This window comes from Variovorax paradoxus (assembly GCF_902712855.1).
GTDB classification, from domain to species: domain Bacteria; phylum Pseudomonadota; class Gammaproteobacteria; order Burkholderiales; family Burkholderiaceae_C; genus Variovorax; species Variovorax paradoxus_Q.
Map to the genome: position 1 here is coordinate 4380407 of NZ_LR743507.1, position 14948 is coordinate 4395354.

Annotated in this window: 11 protein-coding genes; 1 reads left to right on the forward strand and 10 read right to left on the reverse strand. The window is 64.1% G+C overall.

The genetic code is table 11. The features are described from left to right. Window positions 1–3 precede the first annotated feature (3 nt). From AACL56_RS20350 to AACL56_RS20395, 10 genes are all read right to left on the reverse strand, one after another. Window positions 4–1218, reverse strand: coding sequence for a hypothetical protein (locus AACL56_RS20350; RefSeq protein ID WP_339091610.1), 1215 nt, complete (start codon window positions 1216–1218; stop codon window positions 4–6). 28 nt (window positions 1219–1246) lie between these two features. Next, window positions 1247–3256, reverse strand: a complete 2010-nt coding sequence (locus AACL56_RS20355; RefSeq protein ID WP_339091611.1) for a hypothetical protein — start codon at window positions 3254–3256, stop codon at window positions 1247–1249. Between the two features lie 1582 nt (window positions 3257–4838). Continuing rightward, the gene (locus tag AACL56_RS20360; RefSeq protein ID WP_339091612.1) at window positions 4839–5240 is read right to left on the reverse strand and encodes a hypothetical protein; all 402 of its coding nucleotides are present in this window, start codon (window positions 5238–5240) and stop codon (window positions 4839–4841) included. Beyond that, window positions 5237–7951 carry a phage tail tape measure protein gene (locus tag AACL56_RS20365; protein ID WP_339091613.1) on the reverse strand — a complete coding sequence of 905 codons (2715 nt, stop codon included), beginning with the start codon at window positions 7949–7951 and terminating at the stop codon, window positions 5237–5239. The genes AACL56_RS20360 and AACL56_RS20365 overlap by 4 nt, the downstream gene beginning before the upstream one ends. A 102-nt stretch (window positions 7952–8053) precedes the next feature. Next, complete coding sequence (locus tag AACL56_RS20370) at window positions 8054–8830, reverse strand: hypothetical protein (protein WP_339091614.1); 777 nt, start codon at window positions 8828–8830, stop codon at window positions 8054–8056. A 20-nt stretch (window positions 8831–8850) separates the two neighbouring features. After that, window positions 8851–9264, reverse strand: coding sequence for a hypothetical protein (locus AACL56_RS20375; RefSeq protein ID WP_339091615.1), 414 nt, complete (start codon window positions 9262–9264; stop codon window positions 8851–8853). After that, the gene (locus AACL56_RS20380) at window positions 9264–9548 is read right to left on the reverse strand and encodes a head-tail joining protein (RefSeq protein ID WP_339091616.1); all 285 of its coding nucleotides are present in this window, start codon (window positions 9546–9548) and stop codon (window positions 9264–9266) included. The genes AACL56_RS20375 and AACL56_RS20380 overlap by 1 nt, the downstream gene beginning before the upstream one ends. A 4-nt stretch (window positions 9549–9552) precedes the next feature. Continuing rightward, window positions 9553–11427, reverse strand: a complete 1875-nt coding sequence (locus AACL56_RS20385) for a phage major capsid protein (protein WP_339091617.1) — start codon at window positions 11425–11427, stop codon at window positions 9553–9555. A gap of 50 nt (window positions 11428–11477) precedes the next feature. Beyond that, entirely contained in the window at window positions 11478–13022 is a 1545-nt protein-coding gene (locus tag AACL56_RS20390; RefSeq protein ID WP_339091618.1) for a phage portal protein, read from the reverse strand. Continuing rightward, window positions 13019–13564 (reverse strand): hypothetical protein, encoded by a 546-nt coding sequence (locus AACL56_RS20395; RefSeq protein ID WP_339091619.1) that lies wholly within the window; start codon window positions 13562–13564, stop codon window positions 13019–13021. The genes AACL56_RS20390 and AACL56_RS20395 overlap by 4 nt, the downstream gene beginning before the upstream one ends. A gap of 220 nt (window positions 13565–13784) precedes the next feature. Here AACL56_RS20395 and AACL56_RS20400 point away from each other — a divergent pair, with 220 nt between their 5' ends. Continuing rightward, window positions 13785–14948: a hypothetical protein gene (locus tag AACL56_RS20400; protein WP_339091620.1), complete on the forward strand. Its 1164-nt coding sequence runs from the start codon at window positions 13785–13787 to the stop codon at window positions 14946–14948.

Below are 14948 nucleotides of genomic sequence, written 5' to 3' on the forward strand. Positions count from 1 at the left end.
TGCTCAGCGCGTCCAAGGACCGGTGATGTCGAAGAACGTCGCACCTGCATTCGTCGTGGACGGAACGCCGGTCGTATTGGTGTTGCTCGGATTCACCACGATGAAGTTCTTTCCCGCGAGCGGACCGCTGCCCGCCACGCGGTCGTTGAACCTGAAGGAGTCCAACACCATCGAGTGCGGCACCGAGAAGATGCCAGGCGCCTCGCCGCGTGGCGCGTTGCCCGTTGTCGCTGTCGCGTAGTAGCGCTTGGACATGCGCAGCGATCCATCGACCGGATTCGGGAAGCTGCCGAAGTTGGTGTCGGCGCCCGACATCGAGTTGGTCGTTCCGGTGTAGGGCAGGCAGTAGCTCAACTGCGATGAACCCAGACCTGTGTACGCCCTGGGAAACGCGTTCTGGGCCTGCTGCGCGTATTCCGGTTGACCATCGACCTGCGAAGAGGCAGTCGTTATCGCCGAATAGGCCAGACTGCATGCATAGGCATCGCCGCCCGGCTTGAACACCACGACATCGCCAAAGGCCTTCGTAAAGCCTTGGATGAACTGCGAATTGGCTCCATAGCCAGTGCACACGTGGATGTAAAAGCCGCGCGAATCGCCCACGAGCAGCCACTGCACGGCCGTGCTGTTCGCGCTGTTGCTTTTGGGCCAGTATCCACCGCCTGCAATCTGTGCAGCGGAGGGAAACAGACCCGAGTAGGTGCTGATGTCGCTCATCTGTTCGCACCCGACGACACGCGCGGTGGTCGTGCCGGTGTCATCCACCCTGAGAATCATCTTCGTGCTCTGCGGGTCCGTCGACTGGTAGGCCGCCAGGTTCGTCCCGCTGAAAATCTTCGCGAAGCCCAGCGGCGCCATCTTCATGGTGATGGCGCCGGTGTAGCTGCCGTCCGGCAGGCTGGTGGCAAACGTCACGGACGTGGCGCCCGGTTTGCCCGTGACCTTCTGTTCGCCGTTGAGACCCGCCCACCCGCTGGGGCCGCCGGTCACACCGGCAATCAGCACAACGGCATCGACCTGCGCCGAATGCGTGCCCGTGAATGCCGCTGTCGCGACGCCGCCCGCCACGGTGAGCGAGGTGAGCGACTTGAGGTCGAAGCCATCCTTCAGACACGCATCGAGCAGGTTGATGAGCGCGCCCACGGTGCCGCTCAGCGCGGGTGCGCCAGGCATGAGGCTCGAAAAATATTTGACGCTGGTATCGACTACGGAAGTCATGTGCTTTTGGCTCTCTGTTGCGCTGTGTTCAGGGACGGTCCACGCCGATGAGGACCGAGATTTCGAAGCTGTCGTCAAGCACCGTCTCAGCACCCATTTGCACGGTGCGAATCGGCACGAAGGGGAACGTCGCCGCCACGGTGTTGAAGCGGATGAGCTGGCCCGCGGCCCAGCCCGAGCCGAAGCCAGCGGCGCGGATGGTCATGTACGGCACGCCAGACGGGCCGAGGGGCGAGCAATCCGCCGTGAGGCTCTGCCCCGTCACGATCTGCCCGACGTGCTCGCCGATGAGGTTGTAGGAGGTGCCGCCTGCGTTGATCTGGATGCGCCACCGCTCGGTGACTGCGCCCTTGTTCGTGACCGTGATCGGATAGTCGATGTCGTTGAACGTCGGGTCCGCGGCGTTGCCGATGAGGCTGTCCGACCACACACCGCTCCAAGTCTGCTGATCGAACAGCAGCGACACGCGTGCCTTCACATCACCCATAGGGAGCGCGCTGCTCACGCAGGTGTCGCCCGCGGTGTAGTCGTGCGTGACGCGGCCCGCAAATGCGAGGCGGCCATCGATACCCACATCGGAGACCGTCAGCAAGTCCTCGATGCGATGCTCGACCACGACCGGCTGCGCGTAGCTCGACACGTCCGAGAACGTGACGGTGCCCGCATCGAGGTTGCGGGTATAGCCGGTCTCGATGGTCTGGCCGTTAGCGCCCACGATCCGCACACGCGAGAGCCGCACGCGGCCGGTGTCGAGCGTCTGGCCGTTGGAGACCACGGCCGCCGGCAGACGCTTCGTGTTGTGGATGACGACGAGTTCACCCTTGCGGAAAATCGGCACGCGGCCATCAGACGGCAGGCGCACCGGATCGAGACCCAGCAGCGTGGCATCGACGGGCAACGTCGTGTAGGCCACGGCGTTGTACCGGATGGTGCTGGCGAACACCGGGACCGGCTTCCAGATCTTGCCGTCGCTGCCCACGGCGTCGGCCGAATACCAGATGGCGCCCTCGTTGCCCGCCGCGGTCACCCAGTCGCCGAAGCGCACCTTGCCGACACCCGTCGCCGCGTCGAAGGTGCCATGCACGTTCGCTCCGTTGATGAGGCCCGAGCCGTCCGCGGTGACGTTGACCGTGCCGCCGTTGAGTTTCGTTGCGAGAAGCTGCAGCGTCCCCGGGCTGACCGGCGCCACGGGCGTGCGGAAGACGACGTACTCCACCGGCTGGCCGTCGAGCGAGGTCAACAGGCTGCTGACGACAACCGAGGTCGAGGCCGCGGCCGGCCAGGTCGTGAGCGCCGCCACGTTGGTGGCGTAGTCGTAGGTGCCCGCCAGCGTGGCCGCGCCGGTGGCCGGGTCGAGGTCGGTGTAGAGACTGCCGGCGCGGTCGAAGTAGGTCTTGCCGCCCATCGTGAAGTTGACCGAGCCAGGCACACCGGCCTCGCTGAAGCTGGGCAGCAGCTTGATGGAGAGCTTGGGCTGATTGAAAGTCTGGCTCTTCGTCGTGCCGGCGCCCACCACCCGGAAATTGGCATTCACGAGCGCCGTCGCGTCGGTGGGCAGCGAGGCCGCGAGCACCGCATAGGTGTAGCCCGTGACCGTGTTGCGGTAGAAGCCCGGCAGGTTCGGCGACAGCACGGTGCCGAGCACGCCGAGCGGGTTCACGGCCCACTGCGGCACGGCCACGCTGACGACGGCCTCAGGAAACAGCTTCGCCACGCCGGTGGTGTAGTCGATGGTGCCGAACTCCACATTGAGCCCGTCCACCAGCTTGCCTGCGCCGTTGTCGGTCACCGTCTTGGTGGCCGCGAAGTTCTGCGGCACCCACTGGTCGGCCGGCACGCCTCCGGTGGACTCCAGCACGAGGTTCCAGTCGAGCGAGAGCGACCGCGGCGCAATGTTGGTCTTGCCGAGGTTGAGGGTGATCGCACCATCGACATCGCGCGCCGGCGCCGGGAAGGCCTTCGAGGACGGCTCGCCGTGGCTGTAGCCCACCGTGAAGGCCACGGCCGAGGCCGGCAGCACGTTGGGCCTCACCTCCATGGTGCTCGCCGTATAGGACACCGGGCCGGTGGCGTCGCCCGTGAGCGCCGCTGCCGTTGTCGCTCGCGTGGCGCGCCGTGCCGTCGTTCCAGTCCACCGACACCGTGCCCGACTGCGCCGCCTGGTTGTCGAGGGCGAGCATGATGGATACCGCGGCGGTGAGCGTGCCGCTGCGGTCCTTGTAGTTCGACTTCGCCGCCCAGGTGAAGATGATTTCGCTGCCGACATCGGGCAGCGTGCCAAGCGTGGGCAGCGCGGTCCCCGTCACGAAATCCACCGTCCCGCTGCCGATGCTGGAACTGGTGCCCGACAGGCGCCCGCCTCCGTCGTCGGCCAGTTCATACCAGTTGCCGCCGGCGCGGTAGGCCACGCGCAGCGAGCCGGGCGCCGGCGGCGGAAGGATGGTCAGCGGGTAGTTGATCCGCCGGCTTTCGACGGTCACCGCGATGGAGGCCGAATCGGCCAGCTCGATGGGCGCGCCGGCCGGCCGGAAGGTGATCGTCTTGTTTCCGCCGATGGCGGGCGCATCGCTGGCGAACGTCATCGAGCCGCCGGCGTAGTTGACGGCGCCGATGGTCAGTGCGCCCAGCTTCAAGCGCCCGCCGTCGTCGGTCAGCGTGCCCGCCGAGGTCGCCACCGACAGCGAGCCAGGATAGGCCGGGTTGCCGAAGCCGATGATGGCATTCGGCCCGAAGGCAACGCCCGTGGTCAGTGAGACCGTGCCCGAGCCGGACGCAACGAGCGTGGTCGAGGAACCGGCCGCCGACATGTCCGTGAGCGGGATTTCCGTGGTCGCGCTCGGCACGAGCTGGGTATTGATCGTGTTGACCTGCGCCGACAGGTCGCCCGTGCTCACGGGCGCCACGAGCTTGGCGATTCCGTAGAACTTCGAGGCGTTCGCGACAAGCATCTTGTTCACCGCCGCCGCGGTCGAGGAACGCTCGAAGAGGCGATTCGCCGGCGTGCCGGTGTAGTCGTTCTTCAGGCCGTCCACCAGCTCGCACACGCAGACCTGCGCGGCATAGTCCACGAAGGCACCGCCGTTGCTGTAGCTGTAGGTGCGCTGCTCGATGGAAACATCGGACACGCGCACGTACTCCGTCTTGCCGCCGCCGCTGATCTGCAGGGTGCCGTTCACGGTCGGCGGCGTGGCGCCGGGGCGCTGGAAGATCTGCAGCGAGCGCTGTCCCTGCACGTGGTTGGACAGCATGTAGCCGTTGAACTCTTCACCGGGCGAGGTGTAGGCCTCGATCCGGTTCTGGATGCTCGCGCGCCGGTCGAAGAAGTCGCCGGTGTAGAACAGCGCCGGGCTCACGTTCGGGTCCGCCGGCGCGCGCGAAATGATGACGAGGCCGCCGAGGGCGGTGTCGGTGTTCAGGGTCTGGATGGTGGCCGCGATCTTCATGATCGACACGTCGCCGCGCGCGCGGTCCACGGCGGACACGTCCTTGAACACGGCATTGCTCGCGCCGTCAGCGATGACGTTCGCGGTCGGTGCGCCGCCGCCTTCGGGCACGTCATCCATGACCTGTGTGGTAACAAACTTGATATCGGACTCGAGGATGGTCATGAGGCGGAAGGGTCAAACGGTGATGAGTCGCACGGTCGCGACGTAGGGGTGTTTCTCGACGGGCAGCTCGGGCCGAGCGACAGGCCGGGCCTCGACAGCCAAGCCAGGGGCGAACTGCACAGCGAACGAGCGGCCATCGGCCAGCACAAGGACGTGCTCGCCCACTGCGTCGGCCGCGTTGAGCGCCTGCAGAGCCAAGAGCCCGCCGCGCGCGATCCATCCGGCATCGGCCTCGCCCTGCAGCGTGATCGGCCGGCCTGCCAGGCGCACGGCGGCATCGATGAGGGCGGCGCCCGTCACCGAGTAGTCGAGGCTCTTCTCGACCGGGTTCCATCCGAACTCATCGGCCCAGACCATGCCGCGGGGAATCTGCAGCGCGCCGAGCGCGTGAAACTTGGGTGTCGCCACGCTCATGCCCCCGGACGAATGGAAGACGTGCCGCGTGCGGCGCCGAGCTGCGCGAGCAGCCCCTCGATGGCATCGGCGCCGGCGGCGTCCGTGCTGACGCGCCCGTAATCGCGACCGTTGAGGTTGAGCTGCAGATTGACGGTGCGGTTTGACTCGGGCTTCGGGATACTGGTGGGCGTGCCACCGTCGCCGAAGAAGGTCACCTTCTCGGCCGCCTTGAGCAGCGCGTAACTCAGGGTGTCGCCGCCGTACTTCTTCTGGCCCGGGTTGTTGAAGAACTGGACATTGCCCTTCTCATCGGCGAACTCGCGCGCGATGCGCCGCGCCGTCTCATCGTCCTTGACGCCGGCGTTTTTCAGGAACGCGGCGATGCCCGTGAGGGTGCCCAGGTCGCTACCGGCGTTCACCGTCTTGCCGGTCTTGTCGGTGGAGAAGCCGGCGGCATCGCGGCCGAGGCGCTTGTTCTCCAGCGCAATTTCGCGCTCTTGCAACTGAATGGCCTTCTCACGGGCCTCGATGTCCCGCTCTCGCGCGCTGGTGACCTCGCGCAGCGCGCCGGCCAGGCCGTAGGCAGCCTGCGTGGCGTCGCCCTGCACTTCCTTGAGCTTCAGCGTCGAGCGGCCTGCACTGTCGAGCACGACCTCAAAGCCGCGCATGGCCGCCTGCGCCTGCACCCAGCCCGGCGCCACGCCGTTGCCCGCGGCGATGGCGGCATCGGCCGCACGCTTCCACGCCTCGCCCAATCCGATGGCGGTGGCCTGCCCGCTGTCGCGAATCAGCTCGAAGTCGCGAAGCGCGGTCTTCGCCATGGTGTCGAGCTGCGCCTTCGTCTGCACGCCGGCACGCTGGAAGGCCGCGTCGATCTCGGCCGCCGCGTCGGCCTGCGCCTTCTTGTTGGTCACGGCTGCATCGGCCGCGGCGAGATTGGCCTTCTTCAGCTCTTCGAGCTTCTGCGCCGCCAGCTCCAGATTCCCGGTGGCGATGGCCTGGTCGTATTCGGCATGCAGGCGCTTCACGGCCTCCCGTGCTTCCTCTGCCTTCACCTTCTGCGCTTCGGCCGCGCTGGCGGCCTTCTGGCCCGCTTCGTGCGCCCCGTCGCCGGCGGCCTTCATCTCTGCGGCCATGTTCGTGAACGCAGCGGCGCCGCTGGCCGCTGCCGCCGTCGTCGTGTCGGCCGCGCCCGTCAGGCCGGCCCAGCCGGCGCGCGCCTGTTCCGCGCCCACCGTCGCGCGGTCGAAGGCCTCGACAGCCTTCTCCCCGAAAGCGTCGGTCACGCCTTCCATGCCGGCCGCCGACTCGCGCACCTCGGCCGCGGCTTGCTTGAACGCGGCCGACACGCTGCCGAAGCTGATCTTCGACAAGCCTTCGATGATGGCCGCCGTGCCGCTCAGGATGTCGCGCGTGACGCCGGCGAAGGCCTCGGCGACACGGAAGACGGTGGCAATCAGCGTGTTCGCGCCTGCGCTCGCCACGCCCCAGACGGTCTGCACGATATTGCCCGTGCTCTGCGCCTTCTGACCGAAACTGTCGAGCAGCGCGCCCACGCGGTCGGCCAGGTTCTGCGCCTTCGCCACGAGGGCCGGCACATCGACGCTGGCGACGAAAGCCTGCACCCACTTGATGCCGTTCTGAAAGGCGGTCGCCAGCGCCGCCCCGAAGCGCCCCACCGTGCCATCGGCCACCGCCGCGCGCAGCGCGCCGGACAACTGCTCGACGCCCTGCTTCAGCACCGGAAGGATCGGCGTGGTGAGCGCGTTGATGGTTGAATCCCATGCGGTGCGCAGGCCAGCGAGCGCACCATTGAGATTCGCCTGCATGACAGCGGCGGTCTCGGCTGCGCTGCCCGTGGCGCCCTGTAGCGCCTTCTTCAGTTCGTCGAGCTTGTCCACACCCTGATTGAGCAGCGCGCGCAGCGCCGGGCCGGCTTCCTGCCCCACCGCAGCGATGGCACGCTGCCCGGCCGGTCCGGCCGCGGCCAGCTCGTGCAGCATCGTCTCGAAATTGCCCGTCGTGATGGCCGCCGCCGCCAGCTCTGTGCGGAACTTGCTGGCCGGGTCGGAGAACTGCGCAAGGATGCTGTTCAACGCTGTACCGGCACGGCTCGCATCGATGCCGGCGTCGGCGAACTTGCCGATGATGGCGACGGTGCTTTCGAGGCTCAGACCGAGGGTGTTCGCCAGCGGTGCGGCGTAGCTCAACGCCTGCGCCAGACCCGACACGCTGGTGTTCGTGGCGTTGGCACCCTTGGCGAGCACGTCAGCCACACGGCCCGAGTCCGTGAACGCCAAGCCCAGGCCATTGACGATCTTCGTCAGGTACTCCGCCGAGGTTGCGAGCTCCACGTCGCCGGCGCGGGCGAGCTGCATCGCGGCCGGCAGCGTGGCGATGGCGTCGCTCACGTTGAGACCGGCTTTCGCCAGGTTCTCCAGCGCGCCTGCCGCCTGCAGCTCCGTGAAGCCGTAGCGCACATCCGCCGCGGCTTCCTGCGCCGCCTTGCGCAGCGAGCGCATCTCTGCCGCGCTGGCGCCGGTGGCCGCCTGCACGCGGCTCATCGCCTGCTCGAAGTCAGCGCCGCCCTTGACCCAGCCGGCAAAGAGCTGAATACCGAAGTAGCCCGCCACGAGGGCCGCGAACGCAATCACGCGCTGCTGCAGGCGGTCGAACACCTTGGACGCATCGTCCTTGGCGTTGATGAGAATCTGAATGGGCTTTGCCACGGGGGATCGGGAGGAAGGAATGAAGGGAGGCGCATGCAGCCTCTGCGCGAAGCCGCATGCGTCACCGCCCGGCCCCGCGATGCAAGGCCAGGCAGAAGGTCATCAGGCGACCGGACGGCCTCCCACGTAGACCGCTTCCGCGTTGGCCGACTTCAGGACATCGACATCGAACTCGACCTTCACGAACTCGACTTCGTTCGACACGATGGGAAGGTCGCCCGAGGGTGTCATGCTCACGCGCGGCATGTACCAGTCCTTGTTACTGCCCGACGCGTTGTCGGCGACCACTCGCACGGCCGCGAGGAACGACGTGTTGCCGCCGGTCTTCAGCCGCGTGTACGAGCCTGCGACGGGCGTGTATCCGAACTGCACGACGCCTGCGGTGATGCCGCCGCCGGCGATGATCTGCACGGCGCCGGTTTCGGGATCGACATTGAAGTCTTCGCCTGCGACATAGGGCGTGGTGCCGTCCTCGGTCTTCACGCTCACGGCGGTGACGTTGCGCACGCCGATGGGATTCGCCGCGGTCTGGCCGAGCTGGTAAATCTTGCCCGGCGTGACAGTCCGCAGCTCGCCGGTCACGGCAACAGCCGACTGCACCACGACCTCGCTCGTTGCGGCGAGAAAGCGCTGATAGGTCGCCATGCTCATGTTGTTGCAGGTGATCTTTGCGGTGCGCTTGACCTTGCCCGTCAGCGTGCCGATAAGCTCGCTGCCGGCGGTCTCTGCCGAGAATTCCTCGGCCTTCTCGGAGTCGATGGTGAGGACGAAGCTCGGGCAGTTGCCCATTTCTTCCTCGCCCGTCACCTCTTCGAGCGCGTTGAAGATGTCGAGGCGAAGGCGGCCACGCGGAGCCGACAGTTCAGTTTTGGTATGCACGATGGGCACAAGAATTCCTTTCAGGGTTGCCCGTCGAAACGGGCGGATGTAGAGAAAACAAGCTCAATGCCGACGAGGCCGTTTTCGGGATATGGCGGCGGCTTTACGCTCACCAGTTGCAGCCGCTCCCAGCGCCGGCCGGCGACCTGCCCCGGAGCCCATCCGTGCAACGCTTCAACGGCACGCGCAAAGGCGTCATCGAGCAACACGAGGGCCCCGGGGTCACCGCGTCGGGCCATGAACGTCACGGCCCAGAAGGGACGCACGAGCGCGCCAGGCGCCTCGCTCACCGGCACGTTGGCATCGATGAACAGCACAGAACCCAGAAGGTCGGGCTCGCGCTCGCCGGTGTCGGAGAACATGCCCTTGACGTTCCACGTCTCGGGAAACTCGCCGCGCAGGCGCTCAACGATGGCGGGTTCAAGTGCAAGCATCAACGCCCCCGAAGCACGAGGTTCGTTACGCCGGTGCCGTCCGGCTCGACGCGATCGATATCGAAGCGAATGCCATCGACGGTGATCGCGTCATCGCGGCGCAGGCCCGACAGATCCGCCGTCGCGCCTTGACAGGCCGGCGCGGACGCATCGGCCTGCATGCCGAACGGCGCCGCATAAGGCCGGTCGAACAGGACACGCGCGGTCTTCGTCACGCCTTCGACGGTGAACGAAGCGCTCACCGCGAAGTCGCTGAAGAAGGCGGACAGGTCTTCGGCAAACATGGGCTTAGACGGTGGCCGCGTCTTCCATCGTGGCGAAGCTCTCGATGTTGCGCACACCGACATCCACGTCTTGCAGCGCGGTGACGCGCACCGTGCCCGTGGTGCTGTGCGTGTACGGATCGACCATCAGGTCGAGGCCGCCCCACATGGCAATCACGAGGTCGGCGAAGTTGCCGAAGATAAGCGCCGACAGGTTGGTGCCGGTGCCCTTCGTGAGATTGCTCGGCACGCCGTTGGTGACAGCCGCGCGGTAGCCGTTCAACGGCTCGCTGCCCTTCTGCCACACACGCTCGCCCGTGCCGGGACCATCGACAAAGGTCTTCTTCAGCTTGCCGCGCACCTTCGCGTTGGTGAGGTAGGCGAGCGTGCCCACGTCGGCATTGGCGACCGACACCGCGGTTTCGAGGTCCACGACGCTGTCCCAGTCCGGTGCGCCACCGTTGGCGCCGCCGAGGACACTCGCCGCGATCTTCGCGAGGATGCCGCTCGGCTCGTTCGCCACGCTGCCGCCGGCGATGGCCGCGCGCTGGATTGCCAGGCCAAGCACCATCGCCAGGTCGGACGAGACGAAGCTCTCCACGTCGATGCTCGACTGCAGCAGCAGCTTGCGGCTGATGTCGGTAAAGGCGCCGACCGTCTTCGGCGACATCGCCACTTGCCCGATGGCCGCGCTGCTTTCGTCGGGCGCCTGACCTTCGGCCACCCAGTACGCGCTACCCGAGCCCGTCTGCTTCGGAATCGCGATGTTGCCCACCAGCCCCGACAGGAAACGGGCGCCGAGCGTGTTGAGCACCATCGCATCACGCAGGATGGTGATGAAGTCGCCGGCCATCAGGTCGGTACCCACGAGGTTGCCGCCGGCCGCTGCCGTGCCGACCACCATGTCGCGCTTCTGCACCTCGAAGGGAATCAGGATGCCGCGCGAGGTCTTGCCGAGCTTCGTCGCCGTGGCATTCGAGCATTCGAACTCGAAGGCGGCTGCATTGCGTGCAGTGACATCGCCCGGGTTCGCGAGCGCGTTGAGAGCGCGCACCATGCTGAAGCGGCGCGTTTCCTTCGGGGTCAGGCCGATGTCGGCGGTGGGCACGGGTTTGTTCGACAGCGTGCGGATGGCCTCGGCTTGAAATTGCTCGACCGTGTGGCCGGCCTGAATCGAGCGCATCGCCAGCTCGGCACCGCCAGGCATGGCGGCGGCGATCTTGCTGATTTCGGCGGCGTGGTTGCGCTGCGCCGTGGTTTCGATGGTGGGGGCCGGGGTGCCGGCGGGCGTGGTTGCGGGCGTCGTCATGGCGCGGTTCTCCGTAGAAGATGGGGTAACGAGAGGAAGGGAAGGAAGAGAAGGAACGGCCGGCAGCTCGGCGGGGAGACTGCGGCCGACACCGACAGTCGCATCCGCTGGCACGCTGACCAGAGACAGCTCGAAGGGCTCCCAGTCGGTCACGCGGTAGGTGTCAGACCCGTCCTTCGTGCCTTCAAGAATGGCTTCGTGAATGATGTAGCCCACCGAAACGTTGACGCGGATGCCGTCAATCACGTCTCGAAAGACTTCCTCTGCGCGCACGCTTCGACCGAAGCGCACTACGGCACGGGCTACCTTGTCCGAACCGATTTCCACAGACTCAACGACCGCGACAACATCTCGTGTGTCGTGGTCGCAAAGGAGGTTCGCGCCGGCGGTTAGGCGGCCGGTGCGCATTGACTTGCGACTGAGGTCCAACACCTCGGTGAACCAGCCGCGATTGACGGGCGTTTCGCTCGCGAAAGCGAGCTTCACGGTGCGCGCTTCTTCGTCAATGGAAGCGCGCTCCACGATGAAGGCGCGCTTGAGTTGCCCGGTGGGCAAATGCTCGCGAAGAGCTTGAGGAAGACTTGAAGTCATGCCGCTATTGCAACTTCGCGGCACTGACATTTATAAGGCGAGTGATGTCACTATGCGGCGACTTCTTCCTCTTCGTTTTCTTCCTCCACACTGGCAGGGCGACCACTCGATGTAGCCTTCGGCGCCGGTGTCGCGACCTTCATTGCATAGGCAGGCAGCACGATGCCGAGCTGCTTCGCCAGGTCTTGCGCTTCCTTGATCTTCAGCATGGTGTCGTAGAAGTCACGTCCCATCTGCGCGCTCAGGTCTTGAGGCGCAACGAGACCTGCACCCACGCCGGCAATGCGCGCGTTCATGTCCTTGAGCGGGTCCACCCACTCCCAGCGACGGCCGAGCCAGTCGTGCGGCGCGAACTTCGCGACCTTCGCCGCGGGCAAGGGGCTACCGTTGGGCATGGTGATCGCGTTCGACAGCAGGGACATCACCATCCACTCGGCACGCACACGCTTGAGCAGGATGTCGATGAACCATTGCTGATCCGATGACCACCGGTCCCGCTCATCGAGCGTGCCGCTGCGGATGCTGGAGAAGTTGACGCCTTCGAGGTCGTTTGCGAGGGCGTGGTACGACACGCGCCAACCGCTCGCAACACGCTGAAGCGCGGTCTTCACGAACGGGCCGAAGACCTCATTCGGATATTTGCTCTCGTGCGGTTTGAAGTCGTAGCCAGGCGGCAACGTGTCGTAGACGCCGGGCTGACTGGTGGTGATCGTGGCCCCGTCGTCGTCGCGCTCGCCAATGGGCAGCGTGCCCGGTGCGGCGTCTTGGTTCTGCGTGAAGAAGCCGAAGTGATTCGCGCCGTGCTCGGCGGCCAGCACGGCGGCCAGCATGAAGCCGCCCAGGTGATGCAGGCTCAGCATCCCGGGCGCCATCCACGGGATGCCGCGCACCTGCTCCGCGCGCTCGACCTTGAACCCGTGGATGATGTCCTCGGCCGCCAGCCGCACACGCTGCCGCGACGTGCGCGGGCCATCGTTCGGATGCGCCTCGAAGATGTGGACCGCGACCGTCCGGCGATAGTTGTCCACCTCCACGCCCATGATGACGGTGTTACCGGTCGAGTGCTCTACGCCGTTGAACGTGGTATCGATCCGGTCCACGTCGATGAGCTGCAGCGCGAAGTTGAATTCGTTTCGCGCGTCAGGCCCGCGCACCAGCCGCACCAGAAACTCGCCATCACTCGGCAGGCCACCGACCAGCGTCTCGCACATGTCGCGCAGCGACTGCCGGCCGGTGACATCGCACACGGACTGCCAGCGCACGAACGCCGCTTCAATGGCATCGTTCGCCAGTTTGTCGGCCTTGCCCGGCGCGTTCTCGACGCGCGCCTGCATCACGAAGCCGGCCGGCCCCACCATGTTGGTTTCGACCATGCCGCAGAACTTGCGCGCGTAGTCGTTGTTGTTGCGCAGCTCCCGCCCACGCGCGCGAAGCCGGTCGAGGTCACCGCGCAGCTCTTCATTGATGCTCGAATAGGTGGCGATCCAGTCGGCCGAGAGACGGTCGATGCGCGCCGCCTGAAAGCGGCGGGTCTGCTTCTTCTTCGTAAGGGAGTTGCTTCCGAAGAGGTTGCGTAGGAATGCCGGGGCCTTCATACGCCGAACCTCACCATGATGCGGCCCGAAACGCCCCGTGGCCCGCTCTTGCCCTCTTCTGCTGCAACCTCCCTCTGATACTTCGAGCGCATCGCGTGAAGCTCGTTGAGCGGGATGTACTTCAGGCGGCGGCCGTTGATTTCGTATTCGGCGGTGGCGCTGGTGGCCCGGCCTTCAAGCACCGCCTCGATGACGTCGAGCGTCCGGCGGGCATGCGAGCGAACGTCGCCAGCAGCACCGAAGGACGGCGCCACAGTCATACGCCCATTGGCGACCGTGTAAACCTCATCAGCATTCGTGACGCGCGCTCGCCAGTCATAGGAGCCAGGCACGAAGCCCTGCGAGGTCTGCGCCGAAACGACGACGCGAAAAGCATCTCCGTGAGCGGTCGCGGGAATCTCGTAGCGATGCATCGCGTTGAGCAGCTCGTAGCTCAGCGCCCATCCGGCCGAGGCCGGGTAGATAGAGAGCCTTCGTGCCCATTTGACGGTATCGCCAGGGATGATGGAGTTGGGTTCGGTGTTGGGTGCTTCGATTGTCACGGCTAGACCTTGGGTCAGTGTTGACCGGACTATCGAAGAGAAACGCCGACACTCACAAGGCAAGGCATGTCACTTGGATTCGCAGGAGGCGCTTACGGATGTTGCCGGAAGCTAGCTTGGCCCCTAGAGTCCTACCATCTTTTGATAGGTAGAAATCTTTACGCGATCACCAACCTTAGACCATTTAAGCCAAAAAACGTAGATCATTTCCTGTCATCTCATGCAAATTAAATCAATTCTCGAAGATAGAAAAGTCGCAGCGCAAAGCGTGCTGATCGAAATTTCAATCAGAGACTATCTCAAACTCGCAAAGCAAATTTACAAAAATAACGAGTTCCAGCGAAAGCGCGTAAGAAACTCCAAGTCTGTCTATTCGCTATTAAAAAGGGACATCCTTCATGGATGTGTAATTCCGCCCATTGTCTTGGCCTACACGCGGGACAAAGGAACACTTGAACGCGATCTAGAACAAGCAATAAATAACGACGGCACTCACTTTGTTTTGTTAGACGGCCTCCAAAGAAGCTATACCCTAATGGACATAGAAGCCGAAACTACTGAAGGCTCTAACGTTCAGAACGAATTTCTAGACAGGATGATTAGATGCGAAATCTATGAAGGGATCAATCGCATCGGCATCTTGTATCGAATGCTCACCTTAAATACAGGTCAAACGTCTATGTCGGTTCGACATCAAATCGAGATCATGTATCAAGACTTTCTACATACTTCTCCCGACGGAATTACTTTAGTAAGAGAAGTTGACGAAGGAAGAGCACGACAGCCCAATTCTTATAACTTCAGGGAAATCATCGAAGGCTTCAATTCCTATCTCGATCGAAACGAATCACAACTTGATCGCGGTGACGTTCTTGAAAATATTGCTAGCCTTGAAAATCTAGCAAAAGAAAATGATGGTAGAGACATTTTTAGAATTTTCCTTTCTGCGTGGCATGCCTTTATTCTGAAAATCGGCACTCTTGGGTTGGAGTATCCCGAATCTGACGAAGACTCTTCAGACGAACTTGAGGATTCTATTCGTCAGCTCTGGGGCGCAACTGGGGTGCAGATATTTAAGAAAGCGCAGGCTGTTTCGGGATTTGGAGCCGCAATCGGTTTGCTCCGCGACGACGATCCAGAAGTAGCACTCGACAATCTCGAACTCGAATTAATTGTAATAGGGGCGGAGCCAGATGAATTTATGGTCAACTTTAACCAAATCATTGAAGCCATAAACTCAAAAGCCAAAAGAATTGGCAACGCGCAGCGACTATTTTTTAGGCAGTTTTTTAGAATGCTTTTCTGGAAACAATCCGGATGCTACCTAAACCTGTCTAAGGCACTAGAGGAAGGCTACAAGGGCGCACTCCGGATAGGTATTTAG